The following is a 20,701-nucleotide window of genomic DNA, read 5'->3' as shown; positions in this document are numbered from 1 at the left end:
TCAAGCGTTGTCGCCGTCGCGGTCGGCGTCGCGGTCGCGGTCGCCTGGCTGGTAGCGGGCTCTCACATGGAAGCGTTCGCCCTGGGGGCCGAGGATGCTCAGGTACTCCACCGGGTGGGTGTCGGCGTTGCCGAACCAGTGCGGGAGGTGGGTGTCGAACTCGGCGACCTCGCCGGCGGTGAGGACGAGGTCCTGGTCGCCCAGGACGACACGGAGCCGCCCGCTCAGGACGTACAGCCAGTGGTATCCCTCGTGTGAGCGGGGATCGGGTTCGCGGTCGGTCGGGCCGGCCGGGAGGATGTGCTTGAACGCCTGGAGGCCGCCGGGGTTGCGGGTCAGCGGGACGACGGTCATGCCGTTGCGGGTGAACGGCTGCGGGCGCACGCGGGGGTCGAAGTCGGCCGGGGCGCCGACGAGTTCGTCGATCGGCATCCGGTAGACCTTGGCCAGCGGGAGCAGCAGTTCCAGACCCGGCCTGCGCTGTCCGGACTCCAGCCGGGACAGGGTGCTGATCGGGATGCCGGTGGTCTCCGACAGGGCGGTCAGGGTGGTTCCGCGGCGGCGCCGCAACGCGCGGAGCCGGGGTCCGACCGCCGCAAGCACGGCCTCGTACTCGTCGTACTCGTCGCTCATACGGTCACTGTGCCCAGAGTTTGCGGTTTCCGCAAAGAACTTTGCGGGCTCGCCCGGAGTGGGGGCAAGTTGGCTCGCACAGGTCGCACCCGCCACCGAGGAGTCTCAATGACGAAGTCAAGCCGCTTGCGGGACCGGCGGGGCGGAGGTGAACACCCGGTTGTTGCGCAGAAGGGCCCACAGGACGCTCGCCCGTCGCCGGGCCAGTGCGATGACCGCCTGGACGTGCTTGCAGCCCTCGCCGCGCTTCTTGAGGTAGAAGTCCCGGTTCGGTCCCTCGCGGATGATGCTGGTCTGTGCGGACATGTAGAACACCCGGCGCAGGCGGCGGCTGTAGCGCTTGGGCCGGTGCGGGTTGCCGGTCCGGCGTCCCGAGTCCCGCGGGACGGGCACGAGCCCGGCCGCGGAGGCGAGGTGGCCGGCATCGGCGTAGGCGCTGAGGTCGCCGGCCGCGACGACGAACTCGGCTCCGAGTATCGGACCCATGCCGGGCAGGGACTCGATGATCTCCGCCTGCGGGTGGCTGCGGGAGGTGTCACGGATCTGCTTGTCGATCCGCTTGAGCCGGTCGTCCAGGGCCAGGATCTGCACGGCCAGGCCGGCCACGATCCGCGCGGCGACGTCCTCGCCGGGCAGCGCGGTCTGCTGGGCCTGGGCGGCCTGCAGCGCGGTCGCGGCGACCGCGTCGGCGCCGCGCACACTGCGGTTGGCCGGCCAGGCCGTCAGCCTTGCCCGGCCACGGCGGCGGATCGCGGCCGGGGTCTGGTAGCCCGTCAGCAGGACCAGCGCACCCTTGTGGGCGGAGTAGTCGAAGGCCCGCTCCAGCGCGGGGAAGACGCCGGTCAGCACGTCGCGCAGTCGGTTGATCATCCGCACCCGGTCGGCGACCAGGTCCGACCGGGGGGCGGTCAGCAGCGCGAGGTCGGCGGCCGGCTGGGCGGGCACATCGATCGTGGCGAAGTCGCTTCTGTGGCGGGCGGTCTCGGCGATGACGTAGGCGTCGCGGGCGTCGGTCTTCGCCTCACCCCGGTAGGCGCCCGACATGCGGTTGACCGTGCGGCCCGGCACGTAGACGGCCCGCCGGCCGTGCGCCGCGAGAAGCGCCGGCAGCAGCGCGGAGGACGTACCGGAGATGTCCACCGCCCAGTGGACCCGGTCCGCCAGGTCCAGGATCTCGCCGAGCGCGGTCAGGATCGCCGGCTCGTCGTTGTCGATCTTCTTCGACCAGAGCGTCGCGCCGGTCTCGTCGACCACAGCCGCCCAGTGGTGGCCTTTACCGGCATCGACACCGGCCCAGACCTGGGCCTTCCGCTTGCTCACTTGCCCCTCCTCGTTCCGCACGGCATGCCGTCGGCCCGAGGAACACCCCGCTGTCGTCTCCGTAATCAGCGACCGCACACAGCGCGCACATCTCAATCAGCAGCCAGGGCGCCCCGGAGAGCCGGACGGCCACTCCTCGGGAGCCACTGAAGGCAAGGAACCATAAGCCACATCCGGCCCTCCCGGGCCACCCAACAACTTACGGAGAGAACCATGGACGCCCAGTTCTGGGACGAGATGTACCGCAGCCGGGATCAGGTCTTCAGCGGCGCACCGAACGGCGTGCTCGTCACCGAGATCACCGGCCTGACGCCGGGGCGCGCGCTGGACGTGGGGTGCGGTGAGGGTGCCGACGCGCACTGGCTGGCCGTACAGGGCTGGCAGGTCACCGGCGTCGACATCTCCGCGACCGCCCTGGAACGCGCCGCGGCCAAGGACCCGACGGGCCGCGTGGTGTGGACTCGGGCCGACTCGGCGGCCACGCCCCCTCCGGCCTGCGCCTTCGACCTGGTGTCCGCCCAGTACCTCCCGCTGCGGCGGCAGCCGGACCACACCGCGCTGCACGGCCTCCTGGACGCCGTCGCACCCGGCGGGACCCTGCTCTTCGCGGGCCACGACCTCGCGGATCTGCCCCCGGAGCACGCACGCGACTTCGACCCGCTCGACTACTACCAGCCCGACGACATCGCCCGGCTCCTCGGCCACGACTGGACCGTCCTCATCAACGAGACCCGGCCTCGCACCGCACCCGCACCCCCCGGCACCCACCACACCCACGACACCGTCCTCCGCGCGCGCCGCCTGCGGTGATCAGCCGGCGCCGTCCGTCGCCCGCGCCGGTTTCGGCTGCACGGGCTGCTCCGGTTTCGGCTGTGCGGACGCGGACCAGTAGGCGGCTGCGTGGGCCAGTGCCCGGCCCTCCAGGGCCGCGACGAGCCGTTCGAAGAGGCGGACGGCGGCGGGTCCGGTCCAGTCGTCTGTCAGTACTTCGGACGGCAGCCCGGGGTCGCGGAACGGCAGTTTGCGCCAGTGGTCTATCACCGAGAGATACGTGACGAAGGCGTGCCGGCCGTCGATGACGGCCGCGGCGGTGAAGCGGTCCGCCTCGCCCTCGTAGTCCTTGATGAACTCCCGGTAGCGCCGGTCGATCCCGTCGAGGTCCCAGCCGCCCCGGACCATGGCCGTGAGGTCCTGCCCGCCGACGTGGTCACCGGCGAAGAGGGCGCACTGATCGGTGAGGTCCAGTTCGGCGATGGCGCGTTGCGCGGCCGGGAGCATGCGCGCGGGGGCGATCCACACCGCCGAGCCGATGTTGCCGAAGCCGAGCGAGGTGAGGTGGGCGGTCAACTGGTGGCGCAGGGGGCGGGCGGACTCGGGTATCGAGAAGTTCACGAAGCACCAGCCGTCGGCCAGATCGGCGGGCTGTCGCGCGTGCCAGATCACCTCGTCGCCCGCCGCGAGCGCTTCCAGCGCGGCGGGCGTCAGCGCGTAGCCGCGCATGCCCGCGCGGGTCTCCGGCACCAGCCATCCGCGCTTCTTGAGCCGGAAGACCGCCGACCGGACGCTGGAGGCGTCCAGGCCCGCATCGGCCAGCAGCTCCACCGTGCCCGCGATGGGCATCCAGTTGCCCATCTTCCGGACGATCGCGCCGAGGAAGCTCACGAGTACGGTCCGTGAACGGCGTGCGGCTGCGGTGGGCCGGGCGCCCTTCGTGTCGCTCATCCTCGTCAGTATGGCGTACTCGCCTCCCGTGATCGCAGCGGCCTGTTCAGCGCTTTTGCCGCCTGACGCGCGGGTACGGTTGCCTGGCGGTCAGGCGGACACCGTGTCCGGGCGGGGCGTCCACCGCAGGTGCACGGTCCCGGCCGCGCCCTCCCGCAGCAGCGCCAGCCGTGGCGGGATCTTGTCGGTGCGGGACGCCGGCGGTGGGCGGCGGCCCGCCTGCCACTGCACCGGCCACTCGCCGCCGATCCCCCGGTACTCCTGTTCGGCCGCGGCCTGCAAGGTCCACTGCGGGTTGTAGAGATGGGGGCGGCCCAGGGCGCACAGGTCCGCCCGCCCGGCGAGCAGGATCGAGTTGACGTCGTCGTAGGAGGAGATGGCGCCTACCGCGATCACCTTCACGCCCGCGGGCCCGGCCACCTTGTGGCGGATCCTGTCGGCGAACGGCGTCTGGTACGAGCGGCCGAACGCCGGCTTCTCGTCCTGGGCGACCTGTCCCGTGGAGACGTCGATGGCGGCGGCACCGTGCGCGATGAACGCGCGGGCGATGTCCACGGCGTCGTCCTCGGTGGTGCCGTCCGGCATCCAGTCGGTGGCCGAGATACGGACGGTCACCGGGATCCCGGGCGGGGCGGCCCGGCGCACCGCGTCGAAGACCTCCAGCGGGAATCTGAGACGGTTCTCCAGCGGCCCCCCGTACGCGTCGGTGCGCCGGTTGGCGACGGGAGAGAGGAACGCCGACAGGAGGTAGCCGTGGGCCGCGTGCACCTCGATGAGGTCGAAGCCCGCCCGTACTCCGCGTTCGGCGGCGGCGGCGAAGTCGGCGACCACCTTGTCCATGTCGTCGCGGGTGGCCTCGCGCGGGACGTGGCAGCCGGTGCCGTAGGGGATGGCGGACGGGCCGATGACCTCCCAATTGCCGTCGTCCAGCGGCCGGTCCATGCCCTCCCACATGAGTTGGGTGGAGCCCTTGCGCCCCGCGTGGCCGAGTTGGAGACCGATACGGCCGGTCGTGCTGTCGTGCACGAAGTCGGTGACGCGGCGCCAGGCTTCGCGCTGCTCGTCGTTCCACAGCCCCGTGCAGCCCGGGGTGATCCGGCCCTCGGGTGAGACGCAGACCATCTCGGTCATCACCAGACCGGCTCCGCCGAGCGCCTTGGAGCCCAGGTGCACCAGGTGGAAGTCGCCCGGGACACCGGACTCCGCGGAGTACATGTCCATCGGGGAGACGACGACACGGTTCTTGAGTGCGAGCGGGCCGATGCGGACCGGCTGGAACATCGCCGGGGCTACGCCGGGGGCCTGCTGGTCCCTGGCGAACTCGGTCTCCATGAGCGCGGCGAACTCGGCGTCGCGCTCCTTCAGGTTCTCGAAGGTGATACGGCGCGAGCGGGTGAGGAGGTTGAAGGCGAACCGGGCGGGTTCCTGACCGGCGTACATGCCGATGTTCTCGAACCACTCCAGCGATGCCTGCGCGGCCCGCTGGGTCGACTCGACGACCGGCTTGCGTTCGGCCTGGTAGGTCTCCAGCGCCCCGGCCACCGTCGGGTGTTCGTGGAGGCAGGCCGCCAGCGCGAGCGCGTCCTCCATGGCGAGTTTCGTGCCCGATCCGATGGAGAAGTGGGCGGTGTGCGCGGCGTCGCCGAGCAGCACCACGTTGCCGTCGTACCACCGCTCGTTGCGCACCGTCGTGAAGTTGAGCCACTTCGAGTTGTTGGTGAGGACCTGATGGCCCCTCAACTCGTCGGCGAAGATGTCCCGGACCCTGGCGACGGCGTACGTGTCGGAGGCGCCCGGCGGGAATACCTGGTCCTCGGTGCGGTCGAATCCGGCGCGCCGCCAGACGTCCTCGTGCATCTCCACGATGAAGGTCGAGCCGGTGTCGGAGTAGGGGTAGCCGTGGATCTGCATGGTGCCCCAGCGCGTCTGCCGGACGAAGAACTGGAACGCCTCGAAGACCAGGTCGGTGCCGAGCCAGATGTATTTGTTCCGCCGCCGGTCCAGCGAAGGGCCGAAGACGTCGGCGTACTTCGTCCGGATGGTGGAGTGGAGGCCGTCGGCGGCGACGACCAGGTCGTGGGACGCGCGCAGTTCGTCCACGTCGGGTGCCGGGGTGCGGTGGTGGACCGTGACCCCGAGTGCGGCGGCCCGCTCCTGAAGGATGCGCAGCAGGTCCCGCCTGCTCATTGCCGCGAAGCCCTGGCCGCCGACGGTGAACCGGTGGCCGTTGAAGTCGATGTCGATGTCGGTCCAGCGGGCGAACCCGCTCTCCATCGCGGCGTGGACGACCTCGTCGGCGTTGTCGATGCCGCTGAGCGTCTCGTCGGAGAAGACGACGCCGAATCCGAAGGTCTCGTCAGGGGCGTCGCGTTCCCAGACGGTGACCTGGTGCGCCGGGTCGAGCTGTTTCATCAGGGCGGCGAAGTACAGACCTCCGGGCCCCCCGCCCGCGACGGCGATCCTCATTGCTTGTCCTCCACGATCCGGCGGAGCTTGTAGTGCTGGAGCTTGCCGCTCGCGTTGCGCGGCAGTGCGTCGGTGAAGCGCACGTCGCGTGGGTACTTGTACGGCGCGATCCGCTGCTTGACGTGGTCCTGGATCTCCCCGGCCTTCACCGCACCGCCGCTCACACCCGCGCGGAGCACGACGAACGCGCACACGATCGCGCCGCGTTCGGGATCGGGCGCGGCGACGACCGCCGACTCGACCACGTCCGGGTGGGTGTCGATCGCGGCCTCGACCTCGGGTCCCGCGATGTTGTAGCCGGACGACACGATCATGTTGTCGTTGCGCGCCCGGTACCAGTAGTAGCCGTCCTCGTCGCGGCGGAAGGTGTCACCGGTGACGTTCCAGCCGTTCACGACGTAGTGCGCCTGCCGGTCGTCGTCCAGGTAGCGGCAGCCGACCGGGCCTATCACGCCGAGCCGTCCTTCGACGCCGGGGCCGACCTCTTCGCCGTCCGGGCCCAGGATGGCCGCGCGGTAGCCGGGGACCGGTCTGCCGGTCGCTCCCGGGCGGATGTCGTCGCCGCCGGCCGAGATGAAGATGTGCAGCATCTCCGTGGCGCCGATGCCGTCGATGACCTTGACGCCGAGCCGGTCGCGCAACTGCTCCCACAGGTCCTGCGGGATGTGTTCCCCCGCGCTGACCGCGGCGCGCAGCCCGGTGAGTCGCCGCACCTCGCCGGACTTGACGATCTGCTTGTACGCGGTCGGTGCGGTGGCCAGTACGGTCACGCCGTGCTCCGCGACGAGCCGGGCGAGCCGCACGGGCGTGGCCGTCTCGGTGAGGAGGGCGCAGGCGCCCGCGCGGAGCGTGAAGACGACGAGCATGCCGAGGCCGAAGGTGAAGGCGAGGGGCGCGGTGCAGGCGACCAGGTCGTCGGGGCGCAGCCGGAGCGTGCATCTCCCGAAGGTGTTGTCGATCGACAGGAGGTCGCGGTGGAAGTGGGTGGTGATCTTCGGTACGCCGGTACTGCCCGAGGTCGGCCCGAACAGGGCGACGTCGTCCCCGGCCGTGTCGACGGCGGAGAACCGCTCCGGCTTCTGCTTGACCCGGTTGCTCAGGTCGTCGGCCGCTCCACCGCCGTACGCCACGACGGCCAGACCGGGCGCGACCGTGTCCCGGACGGCGTCCATCTCGGCGCGGAAGCGGTGGTCGACCAGCGCGACGGCCGGCCGGGTCCGCTCCACGACCGGTGTCAGCTCGTGGGCCCGCAGGGCGGCCATGGTGGTGACGGCGATACCGCCGGCCTTGATGGTGCCGAGCCATGCGGCGACGGTCCAGGGGTTGTTGGGCGAGCGAAGGAGCACCCGGTTGCCGGGCACGAGGCCGAGGTCGTCGGTGAGCACGTGGGCGATCTGGTCGGCGCGCCGCCGGAGTTCGCCGTAGGTCCAGACGTCGCCGTCGGGCGTGCGCAGCGCGGGCCGGTCGGGGCCGAAGGCGGCCACCGGCCGGTCGATCAACTCGACGGCGGCGTTGAGGCGTTCCGGGTACTGGAGCAGGTCGGTGGTGAACTCCAGTACCGGCCACTGCCGGGCCGGGGGGAGGTGGTCGCGGGCGAAGGTGTCGGCGTATCCGGAGGGCGACAGGATCATCGTGGCCCTCCCTGGAACGCGCGGATCATTCCCTCCTGGACGGCGGTGGCGAGGTGGGTGCCGTCGGGGGTGTAGAAGCGGCCGGAGGCGAGGCCGCGCCCGGCGTCGGCCGCGAGTGCCTGCTGGGCGTAGAGCAGCCAACCGTCGGCCGTGCCCGGTCGCGGGGTGCGGTGGAACCACATCGCGTGGTCGAGGCTGGCGGTGGTGAGACCTTCCCGCGCCCAGGGCAGGCCGAGGACCCGCAGGACGGGCTCCAGGATCGTGTAGTCGCAGACGTAGGCGAGGGCCGCCGTGTCGCGCTGTGCGTCGGTGAGCCCGTCGACGGGCCGCAGGGCGTCGAACGGCTTGACCCAGACCGCCTGGTGGGGCACCTTCTCGTCCTCGACCGTGAGGTAGAGCGGGCCCGGCACGTGCCGCATGTCGAAGCTGCGCCCGGTGGACCAGTAGGTCTTGGAGACCTCGGTCATCGTGCCGCCGGTCCGGTCCGCCAAGTAGTCCGCCGCGCTGGGCAGATCCTCGGGGCCGGGCAGGGCCGTGGTGTCCAGCCAGCCGGGGCGGGCGGCGGTGTAGCTCGGACCGGGTTCACCGGCGGCGAAGTTGGCGAGGCAGACGTAGAGCGGCTTGCCGTTCTGGTAGCCGCGGACCTGGCGGGTCGCGTAGCCCCGGCCGTCGCGCAGCAGCTCCACCTCGTAGCGCACCTCGGCACCGATGTCGGCGGGGCGCATGAAGTAGGAGTGCATGGAGTGCAGGGTCTTGCCGTCGTCGACAGATCTCATGGCCGCTGCCGCGGCCTGGGCGACCAGGTCACCGCCGTACGCCTTGGGCCACGGACACGGCTGGGTGACCGCCGTGAACGCGAGGTCGAAGTGCTGGGGCTCGGCGTCGGCCAGGGTGACCGCGGCGCTGAAGAACTCTGACGTGGTGTCGGTCATCAGGGCCGGTCCGTCCAGTCGCGCAGCTCCGCGTCCGCGACCTCGGGGAGGTTGACGACGATGTTGTCCGGGGTGCGGGTCGTCATCCAGGTCAGCGGGTTGTTGCGGTCGAGGTTGCACTCGACGTGCGGCAGGAACGGCGGGACGAAGACCCAGTCCCCCTCCGTCATGTCGAGGTAGTCCTCGAACTTGGCGCCGAAGTAGATCCGGGCCCGGCCGGAGAGCACGTAGCCGCCGGTCTCGGCCTCGCCGTGGTGGTGGGGCACCGAGCGGAAGCCGCCCTCGTTGCTGACCTTGCCGAACCAGATCCTGGTCGCCGGGGTGTGCCCGCTGCTCACCCCCGAGATCCGGGTGGCGCCTGCGGACTGCCCGGTGTCCCCGGGCTCCGCACCGGCACGCGTCACGAACGGCACCACCAGGCCGCTCGCGGTGGCGTACATCGAGTGGTCGCCCTCAAGGACGTGGTGGGCGGGGTCGGGATCCATGGAAACTCCTCTCGTCGGTCGTCACGATCACGGGACCGACATGAGGGCATGCGCCCTTTACGGTCCCCCGGCTGTTCCCTGCCGTTCCCCGCCGTTTTCCAGCCGCTTCCTGGAACCATCCGCACCACGGCGGCACTCACGTATTTCATTATTTCTACGAGCGTCACGACTCTGTCAACAGATGTTACGGTGACGGCCCTCCGTACCCGTCCCGCAGGAGGTCTTCATGGCGACCAGCTCTGCCCCGGTTCCGGTCAACCCCGCTTCCCTGCCCGAGCCCCGCGGCTACTCGCACGGGACGCTCAGCGGCAACACGCTTCACCTGGGCGGCCAGACGGCCCTCGACCAGGACATGAGGATCGTGCCCGGGGGCATCGTTCAGCAGTTCCGGCAGGCGTTCGGCAACGTGCTCGCGACGCTGGCGGAGGCGGGCGGCGTTCCACGGGACCTGGTGAGCATCACGATCTACCTGACGGACATCCCCGACTACCAGGCGCACGGGAAGGAGATCGGGAAGGTGTGGCGCGAGCTGGCCGGACCGGTCTATCCCGCCATGGCCGGCATCGGCACCACGGGCCTGTGGCAGCCGGAGGCCATGATCGAGATCGTCGGTGTGGCGGTCATCCCCGAGGAACGCCTCGTCCGGCCGGCGGTGTCCTGAACTTCCGCGCCGGCCGGAACCGTGAGTGACCCCGCGGCGGTCGGCGGGGTCATGAAGGTGTCAGATCGCGTGGGGCACCCGGGCGGATCCGAACTCGGTGGTGCGGCGCAGGTGGAAGCCGAGTGAGGCGTAGAGGCGGATCGCCCCGGCGTTCTCGGCTCCGGTGTGCAGGAAAGGGGTCTCGCCCCGCTCGCGGATTCCGGCGACCACCGCCCGGACGAGCCGTGCGGCCAGACCGAGTCCCCGGAACGCGGGGTCCGTGCACACCGCGCTGATCTCGGTGTGCCCCGGCGGACGCAGCCGCTCCCCCGCCATCGCGACCAGGGCACCGTCGCGCCGTATCCCGAGGTAGGTGCCCAGTTCGATGGTGCGCGGCAGGAACGGGCCCGGCCGGGTCCGCTCCACCAGGTCCAGCATCTCCGGTACGTCGGCGGGGCCGAGCCGCACCGCCTCCTCGTCGTACGCGGCGTCCATCCCGTCGTCGCCGTAGTTCCCGTCGTGCACGAGCTGGACCCCGGGGATCCGCGAGGTGCGCACCCAGCCGTCCGGCAGCGGTACGCGCACGCCGAGGAGCGGTACGTCGGTGCCCGGCCCGTACAGGGCCGCGAGGTCGGCCCAGTCGGCCGGGCCCAGGTCGTCGGGGAGCGCCAGCCAGGGCGTGACGTCGACCGGGTAGCGCACCACCCGGCCCCGGTGCTCGGCGAGGTGCGCGTGCGGGCCGTGCAGGGCGGCGTACGCGGGGTTGTCGAGGACGTGCGGCGCGGGGCGGGACCCCGCGTCGGCGCCGCTGCCGGGCGCCGCCCCTTGCCGCACGATCCGTTCCGAAGAGGTGACTTCCGTGGACGTGTCGCTCACGCGCCGACCTCGATCACGATCTTCCCCTGGGCGTGGCCGTCCTCCACGGCGCGCAGCGCGTCGCCCGCCTGCTCCAGCGGGAACGTCCTGCTCACATGCGGGTCGAGCGTCCCCTTCCGTGCCAGGTCGGCCACCGCGTCGAGTACGGCACTGGTACGGGCGCGGTCGACCGCCGCGCCGCCCAGCTCGGTGGCCGTGCCCGCGTCCGCCGCCGTGATCACCTTCGACGGATCGGCCACCAGGGACGCGGCCTCGCGGAGCACGTCACCGCCGACCAGGTCGAACAGGGCGTCCGCGCCGTCCGGGGCGACCGCCCGTACCCGGTCCGCGAAGCCGGGACCGGAGGCCACGGGGACCGCGCCGAGCGACTCGACGAACTCCTTCTTGCCCGCGCTCGCGACGCCCACCACCCGTACGCCCTCGGCGCGGGCGATCTGGGCCGCCGCCGCGCCGACTCCGCCGCCGACACCGGTGACGAGCAGGGTCGCGCCCGGGGCGAGGCCGAGCTGCCGCACGCCGTCGTAGGCGGTCGCGGCGGCGACGGGAAGGGTCGCCGCGACCGTGAAGGACAGGTCGTCGGGCTTGTGCGCGGCGACCGCGGCGGCGAGCAGCGTGTACTCGGCGTATCCGCCGGTGAGCGGGTTGCCGAACACGGCGTCCCCGACGGCGAACCCCAGCACGCCCTCGCCGACCGTCGCCACGACCCCGGCGACCTCGTTGCCGAAGACCTGGGGCAGCTTCGGCGCGCCGAACCTGGGGGAGCCTTCGCGCACCTTCCAGTCGACCGGGTTGACGCCGGCCGCCCGCACGGCGACGAGCAGCTCACCGGCGCCGGGCTGGGGTGTCTCCCGGTCGACGAACGCCTCGACCTCCGGGCCGCCGTTCCGGGTGAACGCGTATGCCTTCGACATCTGGACCCCTCTATTCCGTGGTTCCGGTGGTTCCGTGGTTCTCATGGTTCCGGTGGCTCTCGTGGTTGCGTGGCTCCGGTGATCCTCCTCGCTACAAGGACACGCGCCGCGTCCCTGTTCCCGGGACCGGCGCGTGTTCATGTTCCCGCAACGATGCAGGTCCGGGGTGGCGGCGGAGCGCCGGCCAGCCGTGCGGACGGGTCACGACTCGATCATCCGGGGCTCCGTGTCGAGCGCCGCCCCCGCGTGGTCCGCGAGGGTCACGGCCACGACGCGGGCCTGGAGCGAGGGCCGGGATCCGGGCGTGGGTTCCATCATGAACCGGCCCACGTACCGGCCGGCCGCCGAGGCCCGTAGTTCGATCTCGCCGTCCGGCCAACCCTCCTTCTCGACGTCCCGCTGCCGGCCGTCGACCGTCACCGAGCCGTCCTGCCGGAGCCGGGCGGGCCGGCCGAGCAGGGTGCCGTACTCGAAGCGGCACCCGCGCAGGCCGAGTACGGCGACGAGCTGGCGCCGCACCCCTTCCACGACGGCGTCCGGCGAACCGGCCTGGGCGAGCCGCGCGGTGTCGTGGAGCGCCGCGAGATGGGCGGCGTCGGTGATCGTGACCACCTTCAACGTCCTTGCGCGGGCGGCGAGTTGGGACACGGCGAGTCCGACGAGCAGCAGCAGGACGGCGGCGGTGAGGTCGTCGCCCGCGCCGATGGAGAAGGTCTGGTAGGGCCGGGTGAGGAAGAAGTCGAACCAGACGGCGGCCGACACTCCGGCGAGCGCGCCCGCGACCCGGTTGCCGAGCGCGGACACCGCGACGACGGCCACCACGAGGATCAGCGCGAGGTTCGACGCGGCGATGTGCGTACGGAACGGCGCGAGCACACCCGTGACGGCGAGCGGCCCGACGAGTGCCGCGCCCAGGGCGAGACGGTCACGGAGCGGGTAGGTCATGGCACACCTCCGGCGCGGCGATGTCCACGCCGCACACCTTCCAGCGTCCGCCCACGGGACGACGGCCGCGAGTGCGGCGGTGATCTTTGACAGTTCCCTGATGGATCCGGACAGTCGCGTCGGGAGACCGCTCGCGGGCCCCACGATGGGCCGCCGGCAGGCCGTCGGAGCGGTATCGAACGGGCGCCCCGTGCGGGTGAACGTCGGAGCGGGTCCGCCTGTCGCCGCCGGGCCCGGATGCCCCGCTGACCAGGATGCGGGCATGAATTCGGTCCAGCGCAGCGCCACGCGTCCCCGTGCCCGCGCGCTCCTTCCCGCTGTCCTCGTCTGTGCCGCCGTCCTGCCGCTCGTCGCGGCGGCGCCGCCCCCCGCCGACGCCGCCACCGGCCCGGCCACCGGTCCGGCCACCGGTCCTGCCACCGGTCCTGCCGCCCCGGGCTCCCCCGCCCCGGCCACCGCCGGTGAGCGCACGGCCGACGCCCGTCTGCGCGGGCTGCGCGACCGGCCCCGTGAGCTGTCGGCGTTCCTCCGCGCGATGCCCAAGGGCGGTGAGCTGCACAGCCATCTGTCGGGCGCCGTGTCCACGGAGCTGCTCATCGATCTCGCGATCAGGGACGGTCTGTGCATCCGCGTGGCGGACATGACGGCCGTGGAGCCGCCGTGCGGTCCCGGGACCCGTCCGGCCGCCGACACCCGGACCGACGAAGCCCTGCGGAAGCAGGTCATCCGCGCCTGGTCGATGCAGGACTTCAAGCCGGGCGCCGAGTCCGGGCACGACCACTTCTTCGCCACGTTCGACAAGTTCGGCGAGGCCAGTTGGCGCCACCCCGGCACCATGATCGCCGAGGTCCTGAACAAGGCCGCCGACCACCACCAGCTCTACCAGGAGCTGATGCTCACCCCGGCGTCGGGCGCCGCCAAGCAGCTCGCCGCCAAGGTGGGCTACGACCCCGACCCGGCCCGGATGCGCGCGAAGCTGCTCGCGGACGGCGGGATGGAGCAGGTGGTCCGCACGGCACGGGCCGACGCGGACAAGGCCGAGGCGGAGTTCCGCGAGGTCGCGCGCTGCGACACCGCGCGCCCCCAGCCCGCCTGTTCGGTGCCCTTCCGCTTCATCTCGCAGGTGTCCCGGGGCAGTGCGCCCGAGCGGGTCTACACGCAGATGGTCCTCGGGATGGAACTCGCCGAGCGGGACCGGCGGTTCGTCGCCGTCAATCTGGTCCAGCCGGAGGACGGCGAGGTCGCGCTGCGCGACTACCGGCTCCAGATGCGCATGCTCGGCTACCTGCGCACCCAGTACCCCGAGCGGTCCCACATCACCCTGCACGCGGGCGAGTTGGTGCCCGGCCTGGTCAAGCCGGAGGACCTGCTCTTCCACATCCGCGAGGCGGTCGGCACCGCGCACGCGGAGCGCATCGGGCACGGCGTGGACGTCCGCTACGAGGACGGGAACCGGGAGCTGCTGCGCACGATGGCCCGGCGGAACATCGCCGTGGAGGTGCCGTTCACGAGCAACGACCAGATTCTCCAGGTCCGGGGCGCCGAGCACCCGTTCCCGCTCTACCGCCGGTACGGCGTGCCGGTGGTGCTCGCCACGGACGACCAGGGCGTGGCGCGGATCACGATCACGGACGAGTACCGGCGCGCGGCCGAGACGTACCGGCTGTCCTACCGGGATCTCAAGGACCTGGCGCGCGCGTCCCTGGAGCACGCCTTCCTGAACGGCCGCAGCCTGTGGCAGGCGCCGGGCACCTACCGTGCGGTGGCGGAGTGCGCGGGGTCCGTGCCGGGTGTGGGGCGGCCGAGTGCGCGCTGTGCGGCGTTCCTCGACCGCAGCCCCAAGGCGGCCCTGGAGTGGAAGCAGGAGGTGTGGTTCCGGGACTTCGAGTCGCGGGTGGCGCGGCGCGCGCTCTGAGCGCCTGATCCGCCCCGGGGGCGCGGAAATGGCTGGGCTTCCGCGCCCCCTGGATGATGGAATTCCCGGATGAGGGAATCGGGGATCATGAAGGACACCGACGGCCCCGGTCTCGCGGCCCGCGCCGAACGCAATCTCGCCGAGCACGCCTGCCATCTGCACCGGTCCCTCGCGGGCGCCCGTGCCATCGAGACGGACGACCTGGTGATCGCGGACAGCGGTCTCGACGACGACACGTACAACATGGTGGCCGCCGCCCGCTTCCCACCCGGATCGGCGGCGGCCCGCATCGACGCGACCGTGCGTCAACTCGCCGCGACAGGGCGGCCGTTCTCCTGGTGGGTGGGGCCCGGTTCGGCGCCGGGCGATCTGTCCGAGCGGCTGGCGGCGGCCGGGCTTCCGGTGACCGACCGGGAACCCGGAATGTCCCTCGCCCTGGACGACGCACCGGCACCCGCGCACGCCGACGGTCTGACCATCCGCCCGGTCACCACACCCGGGCAGCTCGCGGAGTACGCGACCGTGCTCGCCGCCAACTGGGATCCGCCGTCGGCCACGGTCCGCGCCTTCCTCGACCGGGCCGCCCCGCGCGCGCTGTCCGCCGACTGCCCGGCCCGGTGGCTGGTCGGTCACGCGGACGGCCGCCCGGTCAGCACGGTCGAGATGTTCCCGTACGCCGGGGTCGCCGGGATCTACAACGTGTCCACGCTGACCGCGTACCGCCGGCGCGGCTACGGAGCCGCGATCACCCTCGCCGCCCTGCACACGGCGCGCGAGGCGGGTCTGCGGACCGCCGTCCTCCAGGCGTCGGCGCAGGGCGAGCCGGTCTACCGGCGGCTCGGCTTCCGCACCTTCGGCATGTTCACCGAGCACGCCGTCAAGCCCGGCGCCTGAGACGGCGCTCCCGCGGGGGAACGGTTCTCCCAGTACGTCGCCGCCCTACCCGAAGTCGAGTACGTCCCGCGCCGCGCGCCTCGGTGTCGAGGGGCCGTGGGGTCCGTAGCCGATGCGGAGCACCACCTGGACGTTGCCCCGCCCCGAGACCGGGTCGCGCAGCGGCCAGCGCAGATCGGGCCACTCGATGGCCTGGGTGAGGAAGGAGCTGGCGAGGCCGGAACGGGCGGCGAGCAGCAGGACGCGTTCCATGGCCTGGCCCGCCCGCAGCCAGTCGTCGGTGTGGTCGCGGGGGGTGCTGAGCAGGACGAGGTGCGGATCGCGTTCGAAGGTGGCGGTGTCCCGGACCGGGGCGGCGCCGCCCGTGTCGCTCTCGTAGTCGGGGCCCGGCACCCTGCCGCCGCGCTCGCGGGGCCCGAACGCGTACCGGGGCACCCCGTCGGACGCCGCCCCGCCCTCACCGCCCGGTGTCTCGGTGCGGGTCCAGGCCGCCCGGTCGGCCCTGGCGCCCTCGTCGGCCCGGTTGCGTTCCTCACCGGTCCGGATGAGGTCGAGGACCAGGTCGAGATGCCAGCCGGCCGGGAAGGCCAGGTCCGCGCCCTCGCACCGGGACGCGTCGGCGAGCGCGGCCTGCACGGTGTCGGGGATCGGCGTCTCCTCGAAGGGGAAGCGGCTGGAGTTGCGGATGTGGACGAAGGGGTGGAGCAGTGCCAGGTCGTCGTCGGTACCGGCGGCGCTCCCGAGCGGGTCGCCCCCGGCGGCGGCGCGGCCCGCGGCACGGGCGCTGCTCTGCGGCCCGCCGCTCCCGCCCGTGCGCCGCCCCAGCCGTACGGAGGCCAGGAGTTCCCGGTCCTCCGGGTCCGGCAGCAGCGTCGTCGAAGCCGTCAGGCCGGCCTCGGCGACCGCCACCCGCAGGTTCAGCAGCGCCGCCCCGCACGCCAGATGCAGGGCGCGCATCTCCGGGTCTTGGTGCGGCATCACGCGGGTCAGGTCGGCGCGGAGCTGGAAGGTGCGCTCGGCCCGGAGGTAGCGGAAGCGCCACGGCTGGGTGTTGTGCATGGACGGTGCCGCCGACGCGTCGTCGACCAGGCGGGCGACCGTGGGGTCGTCGAGCGCGTGGTCACCGATCACGTCGTGGCGCCCGTGTTTGTGAACGGTGCCCATGGGGACCTCCTCCCGTCCCGACGGATCCGGAGCGAGCACGGATCCGGAGCAGGGTGGGCCATGCCGTGACTCACGCGCGGCTCTCGTTTCCAGAGTGCTCCCGCGCGGCGTCCCCCGCACGACGGGCGTCCGGCGCCCCGGCCTCCTGTTACGTTGCAGGCCGCGCGCCCGGAATCCGGGTGCCGGACGAGGAGGAGACGTGAGTCCGCTGCCTCTCGAAGGCATCACGGTCGTGAGTCTGGAGCAGGCCGTGGCCGCGCCCTTCGCGACCCGTCAGCTCGCCGACCTCGGCGCCCGCGTGATCAAGGTCGAACGACCGGTCCTGGGCGACTTCGCGCGGGGCTACGACGAGACGGTGCACGGGCAGTCGAGCCATTTCGTGTGGGCCAACCGCTCGAAGGAATCCCTGACCCTCGACCTCAAGACCCCCGAGGGCCGCGAGATCCTGGAAAGGCTGCTCGCGGACGCCGATGTGTTCGTCCAGAACCTCGCCCCGGGCGCCACCGGCCGCCTCGGCCTCGGCACCGACGACCTGTCCCGGCGGTTCCCCCGGCTCATCGTCTGCGACATCTCCGGGTACGGCGGCGACGGACCGTGGGCCGACCGCAAGGCGTACGACCTGCTGATCCAGTGCGAGACCGGCCTCGTCTCGGTGACCGGCACCCCGCAGGAGCCGGCCAAGGTAGGGATCGCCGTCGCCGACATCGCGGCCGGGATGTACGCGTACTCGGGCATCCTCACCGCTCTCTACGAGCGCCGGGCGACCGGGACCGTCCGGCATGTCGAGGTGTCCCTGTTCGAGGCGCTGTCGGAGTGGATGGGGCACCCCGGGTACTACACGGCGTACTCGGGCGGTCAGCCGCCGCGGGCCGGCGCCGGGCACGCGACGATCGCGCCGTACGGTCCGTATCCGGCGCGGGACGGGGCGACCGTGCTCCTGGCCGTCCAGAACGAGCGTGAATGGGCGTCCTTCTGCGCGGTGTTCCTTGAGGACGCGGACCTCGCTGCGGACACCCGGTTCCACCGCAACTCGGCGCGGGTCGCGCACCGCGCGGAGCTGGACGCGATCGTCACGGCCCGCTGCGCGGAGCTGACGGCCGACGACATGGTGGCGGCACTCGACCGCGCGAAGGTGGCGAACGCGCGGCTCAACTCCGTGGCCGAGTACTGGAATCACCCGGTCCTCACGGGCCGCGACCGCTGGCGGGACATCGGCACCCCGGGTGGCCCTGTACGCGCCCTGCTGCCGCCGGCCACGCTCTCCGGTGTCGAGGCGCGCATGGACGCCGTGCCGGCGCTCGGCGAGCACACGGACCGGATCCTGCGCGGCCTCGGTTACGACGAGGAGGCCGTCGCCGCCCTGCGGTCGTCGGGAACGGTCTGACCTGGACCGACGCGGAAACCGAACGGCACGGCACGAGCTACTTGTACTCAACTGTTCAGTTCAGTTCCTTGTTACGCTGGCTCACATGAGTGCACGACCCGAGCAGACCCCCGTACCGACCGGGCCCCGGGCGGAGCGGAAGCGGCTGGACATCGTGCGGGCCGCGCGCACCCTGTTCCTCCGGGACGGCTTCGCCGTGGGCATGGACGCCATCGCCGCCGAGGCGGGCGTCTCGAAGGTGACGGTCTACAACCACTTCGGCAGCAAGGAAGCGCTCTTCACGGCGGTCGTGACGGGGGCGCTCGACGAACCGCTCGGGGACGAGGACACCGCGTCCGCGCTGGCCGCACTGGCCGAGGCGGAGGATCTGCGCGGCGCCTTCGTCGACGCGGCGAGCGCCTGGGTGCGCGCGGTCCGCGACAATCCGGACGTGATCGCGCTGCGCAATCTCGTCCTGGCCGAACAGCACCGGTTCCCCGAGCTGGGCGCCGCCTGGCAGGCGCACGGTCCGACCGGTCACCACCCGGCCGTCACGCAGGCGCTGAAGGCGCTCAACGACAAGGGCCGGCTGGCCGTCCCCGACATCGAGACGGCGCTCATCCAGCTCTACTCGCTGCTCGTCTTCCCGCACCTGGTCTTCAGCCACTACGGGACCGCTCTGGACGATGTGTCGACCCGCCGGCTCATCACCCACGGTGTCGACATGTTCCTGGAGTACTACACGCCGAAGCGCCCGTTCTCGGCGCTCACCCGCCGCCGTGGCTGGTCCGGGTTCCCGTCGCGACCGGGCCCCGGCGCGTCAGGCGCGTAGCACTCCATCGGCGTCGGATTCGGCGTCGCCATCGGATTCGGATGCGGCGTCGGGGCGGGTGCACAGGATCTGGTCCACTCCCCCAGGGCCGTCGCCGAACTCCCCCGCCGCGCCCGCCAGATGGAGCTGCCACTCCCGCGCGGTCTCCGGGCCGGCGAGCTGCGCGAAGGCGTCCCCGTAGCGCTCCAGGGTGCGGTGCCAGGCGGCGACCGTTCGGGCGTAGTGCTCGCGCAGCGACTCCACCGACCGCACCTCAAGACCGGAGCCGTCCAGCAGGGCGACGGCCCGCCGGACCGGCACGGGCCCCAACTGCTGCACCAGGACCCGGCCGCCGGGCCGGACCTTCCGGTGCAGGGCCGCCGCGAAGTCCGCGTACGCCACCCCTGGTTCACGGTCCCCGTGCTCGCCCCGCGCGACCGCGGCGACCGCGTCGAAGGCGCTGTCCGTGAGGTCACGGAAGGTGCCGCACCGCACGTCGATCCGGTCCTCAAGTCCCTTCTCGCGCGCGGTCTGCCGCACATGCGCCGCCTGTTCGGGGTCGGCGGTGACCGCGGTGACGAGGGTCTTGTGCCGCTCGGCCGCGTACAGCGCGAGCGTGCCCCAGCCGCAGCCGAGGTCGAGGAGGCGGGCGTCCGGGGCGAGGCGCAGCGAGCGGGCGATGAGGTTCAGCCGGTCGCGGCGCGCGTCGGCGACCGTGTAGCCGGGCCGGTCGCTCGTCCAGTAGCCGCAGGCGTAGGTCTTGGTGTCGTCCAGCAGCGCGCCGAGTCGCGGGGCTGCTCCCTGAGGGGCGGATCTCATCGGCGATGCCCTCCCTGACGGTCCGTCCGGCCCTCCGGTGCGAGGGGTCGGTTCCCGGGGGATTCGGAGCCGGGAGGGCCGCGGATGGGTCTGGGAGGCGATGAATTGGTATCGAGTACGGAGTGCGGCTTCGGCGGGGAGGGAAGCAGGGGCGCCCGGGGGTCGGTTCACCCCGGGCGCCCACTGGTCGTCGCCGTTCAGCGCGGGCGGGACGGGCCGCCCGGCGCCGTCAGCAGTACAGGTTGCCCCCCGGTGTCGTACCGAGGATCTGGACGAAGCGGTTGTACGCGTCCACGCGGCTCTGCACCTGCGCCGGGTTCTTGCCGTCGCACTCCAGGGAGCCGTTGATGCTGCGGATGGTCTGGCCGAAACCCGCACCGTTGACCATGGCGTTGTGGCCGGTCATGGTGCCGGGGCCGTTCTGGGTGTTCCAGTACCACAGGCCCGTCTTCCAGGCGACGGCCGAGTCGTTCTGCACCAGCCACGGGTTGTTCAGCAGGTCGATGCCCAACGCGTCGCCCGCGGCCTTGTAGTTGAAGTTCCAGCTCAGCTGGATGGGACCGCGCCCGTAGTACGCCGCCTGTCCCGCCGGACAGCCGTAGGGCTGGCTCCAGTCGCAGTAGTGCGGGTAGTTGGCGGTGTTCTGCTCCACGACGTACACCAGACCGCCGGTCTCGTGGTTGACGTTGGCGAGGAACGCCGCCGCCTCCTGCCGCTTGACCGTGTCGCTGCCGGTCTTGGCGAACGCGGGGTACGCGCTCATCGCGGCCGTCAGACCGCTGTACGTGTAGAAGGAACTCCGGTTCGGGAACATCTGGTTGAACTGGGCCTCGCTCACCACGAATCCGGAGGGGTTCGTGCCGCCGTCGCACGCGTAGGGGTCCCAGTACCAGGTGCTGATGGTCGGGTCGTAGCCCGGATTGTCGTGCTCGGCGATGTACGCCTTGCCGTCGGTGTAGCGCACGATGGTGCCGGCGGCGTACCACTGGCCGGGGACCCAGGCGGGGTAGCTGGAGCAGGCGGCGGCGGACGCGGGGGTCGACGTGGGGCCGAGGACCGAGATGCCGCTTGCGATGACGGCGGCGGCCAGCAGGGCTGTGAAGCGTCGCTTGGACATGCGATCAACTCCTAGAACGCAGCACGGTCGCCCGGGTGGTCGGGACAGTGGGGGGCC

At 72.2% G+C, this 20,701-nt stretch carries 19 protein-coding genes; 6 read left to right on the top strand and 13 right to left on the bottom strand.

The features are described 5' to 3' along the window. Together ACIQNU_RS09545 and ACIQNU_RS09540 are read right to left on the bottom strand one after the other, a co-directional pair. Complete coding sequence (locus tag ACIQNU_RS09545) at positions 1-633, bottom strand: helix-turn-helix domain-containing protein (RefSeq protein ID WP_401363311.1); 633 nt, start codon at positions 631-633, stop codon at positions 1-3. A gap of 117 nt (positions 634-750) precedes the next feature. After that, positions 751-1,953, bottom strand: a complete 1,203-nt coding sequence (locus ACIQNU_RS09540) for an IS110 family transposase (protein ID WP_401363308.1) — start codon at positions 1,951-1,953, stop codon at positions 751-753. Between the two features lie 213 nt (positions 1,954-2,166). Here ACIQNU_RS09540 and ACIQNU_RS09535 point away from each other — a divergent pair, with 213 nt between their 5' ends. Next, positions 2,167-2,763 carry a class I SAM-dependent methyltransferase gene (locus ACIQNU_RS09535; RefSeq protein WP_401363305.1) on the top strand — a complete coding sequence of 199 codons (597 nt, stop codon included), beginning with the start codon at positions 2,167-2,169 and terminating at the stop codon, positions 2,761-2,763. On the opposite strand, the gene ACIQNU_RS09530 is transcribed toward ACIQNU_RS09535, so the two are convergent. The 5 genes from ACIQNU_RS09530 to ACIQNU_RS09510 all read right to left on the bottom strand — a co-directional run bounded on the left by ACIQNU_RS09530 (position 2,764) and on the right by ACIQNU_RS09510 (position 9,189). Next, complete coding sequence (locus ACIQNU_RS09530; RefSeq protein ID WP_401363303.1) at positions 2,764-3,675, bottom strand: PaaX family transcriptional regulator C-terminal domain-containing protein; 912 nt, start codon at positions 3,673-3,675, stop codon at positions 2,764-2,766. It abuts the gene before it with no gap. 90 nt (positions 3,676-3,765) lie between these two features. Next, a complete protein-coding gene (locus tag ACIQNU_RS09525; RefSeq protein WP_401363300.1) occupies positions 3,766-6,141 on the bottom strand; it encodes a bifunctional salicylyl-CoA 5-hydroxylase/oxidoreductase in 2,376 nt (791 codons plus the stop codon). Further along, the gene (locus ACIQNU_RS09520; RefSeq protein ID WP_401363297.1) at positions 6,138-7,772 is read right to left on the bottom strand and encodes an AMP-binding protein; all 1,635 of its coding nucleotides are present in this window, start codon (positions 7,770-7,772) and stop codon (positions 6,138-6,140) included. Before ACIQNU_RS09520 ends, ACIQNU_RS09525 begins: the two co-directional genes overlap by 4 nt. Next, on the bottom strand, positions 7,769-8,704 hold the full coding sequence (locus tag ACIQNU_RS09515; RefSeq protein WP_401363294.1) for an acyl-CoA thioesterase: 936 nt from the start codon (positions 8,702-8,704) through the stop codon (positions 7,769-7,771). Before ACIQNU_RS09515 ends, ACIQNU_RS09520 begins: the two co-directional genes overlap by 4 nt. Next, a complete protein-coding gene (locus ACIQNU_RS09510) occupies positions 8,704-9,189 on the bottom strand; it encodes a cupin domain-containing protein (RefSeq protein ID WP_401363291.1) in 486 nt (161 codons plus the stop codon). Before ACIQNU_RS09510 ends, ACIQNU_RS09515 begins: the two co-directional genes overlap by 1 nt. A 226-nt stretch (positions 9,190-9,415) precedes the next feature. On the opposite strand from ACIQNU_RS09510, the gene ACIQNU_RS09505 reads away from it, so the two are divergent. Then, positions 9,416-9,850: a RidA family protein gene (locus ACIQNU_RS09505; protein ID WP_401363288.1), complete on the top strand. Its 435-nt coding sequence runs from the start codon at positions 9,416-9,418 to the stop codon at positions 9,848-9,850. A 60-nt stretch (positions 9,851-9,910) separates the two neighbouring features. Here ACIQNU_RS09505 and ACIQNU_RS09500 read toward each other — a convergent pair whose 3' ends face one another. From ACIQNU_RS09500 to ACIQNU_RS09490, 3 genes are all read right to left on the bottom strand, one after another. After that, positions 9,911-10,663: a GNAT family N-acetyltransferase gene (locus tag ACIQNU_RS09500; RefSeq protein WP_401364229.1), complete on the bottom strand. Its 753-nt coding sequence runs from the start codon at positions 10,661-10,663 to the stop codon at positions 9,911-9,913. Between the two features lie 38 nt (positions 10,664-10,701). Further along, the gene (locus ACIQNU_RS09495; RefSeq protein WP_401363285.1) at positions 10,702-11,616 is read right to left on the bottom strand and encodes an NADP-dependent oxidoreductase; all 915 of its coding nucleotides are present in this window, start codon (positions 11,614-11,616) and stop codon (positions 10,702-10,704) included. A 201-nt stretch (positions 11,617-11,817) separates the two neighbouring features. Next, positions 11,818-12,561: a DUF4118 domain-containing protein gene (locus ACIQNU_RS09490; RefSeq protein ID WP_401363282.1), complete on the bottom strand. Its 744-nt coding sequence runs from the start codon at positions 12,559-12,561 to the stop codon at positions 11,818-11,820. Positions 12,562-12,823: 262 nt separating this feature from the next. Between ACIQNU_RS09490 and ACIQNU_RS09485 the strand changes: the two genes are divergently transcribed. Continuing rightward, the gene (locus tag ACIQNU_RS09485; protein WP_401363279.1) at positions 12,824-14,476 is read left to right on the top strand and encodes an adenosine deaminase; all 1,653 of its coding nucleotides are present in this window, start codon (positions 12,824-12,826) and stop codon (positions 14,474-14,476) included. 87 nt (positions 14,477-14,563) lie between these two features. Then, positions 14,564-15,370, top strand: a complete 807-nt coding sequence (locus tag ACIQNU_RS09480) for a GNAT family N-acetyltransferase (RefSeq protein WP_401363277.1) — start codon at positions 14,564-14,566, stop codon at positions 15,368-15,370. A gap of 45 nt (positions 15,371-15,415) precedes the next feature. Here the strand turns inward: ACIQNU_RS09480 and ACIQNU_RS09475 are convergent, their stop codons facing one another. Then, on the bottom strand, positions 15,416-16,534 hold the full coding sequence (locus tag ACIQNU_RS09475) for a nitroreductase (RefSeq protein WP_401363275.1): 1,119 nt from the start codon (positions 16,532-16,534) through the stop codon (positions 15,416-15,418). Between the two features lie 199 nt (positions 16,535-16,733). On the opposite strand from ACIQNU_RS09475, the gene ACIQNU_RS09470 reads away from it, so the two are divergent. Both ACIQNU_RS09470 and ACIQNU_RS09465 read left to right on the top strand, forming a co-directional pair. Then, on the top strand, positions 16,734-17,918 hold the full coding sequence (locus ACIQNU_RS09470) for a CaiB/BaiF CoA transferase family protein (protein WP_401363273.1): 1,185 nt from the start codon (positions 16,734-16,736) through the stop codon (positions 17,916-17,918). 85 nt (positions 17,919-18,003) lie between these two features. Continuing rightward, a complete protein-coding gene (locus ACIQNU_RS09465) occupies positions 18,004-18,729 on the top strand; it encodes a TetR/AcrR family transcriptional regulator (protein ID WP_401363270.1) in 726 nt (241 codons plus the stop codon). Here the strand turns inward: ACIQNU_RS09465 and ACIQNU_RS09460 are convergent. Then, positions 18,718-19,527: a class I SAM-dependent methyltransferase gene (locus tag ACIQNU_RS09460; protein ID WP_401363267.1), complete on the bottom strand. Its 810-nt coding sequence runs from the start codon at positions 19,525-19,527 to the stop codon at positions 18,718-18,720. The genes ACIQNU_RS09465 and ACIQNU_RS09460 overlap by 12 nt on opposite strands. A 229-nt stretch (positions 19,528-19,756) precedes the next feature. Beyond that, positions 19,757-20,644: a glycoside hydrolase family 19 protein gene (locus ACIQNU_RS09455; protein ID WP_401363265.1), complete on the bottom strand. Its 888-nt coding sequence runs from the start codon at positions 20,642-20,644 to the stop codon at positions 19,757-19,759. Between the last annotated feature and the right edge of the window lie 57 nt (positions 20,645-20,701).

Source organism: Streptomyces sp. NPDC091292 (assembly GCF_044757265.1).
In the GTDB taxonomy this organism is placed as follows: Bacteria; Actinomycetota; Actinomycetes; order Streptomycetales; family Streptomycetaceae; genus Streptomyces.
This window is presented reverse-complemented; position numbering and strand designations above follow the sequence as displayed.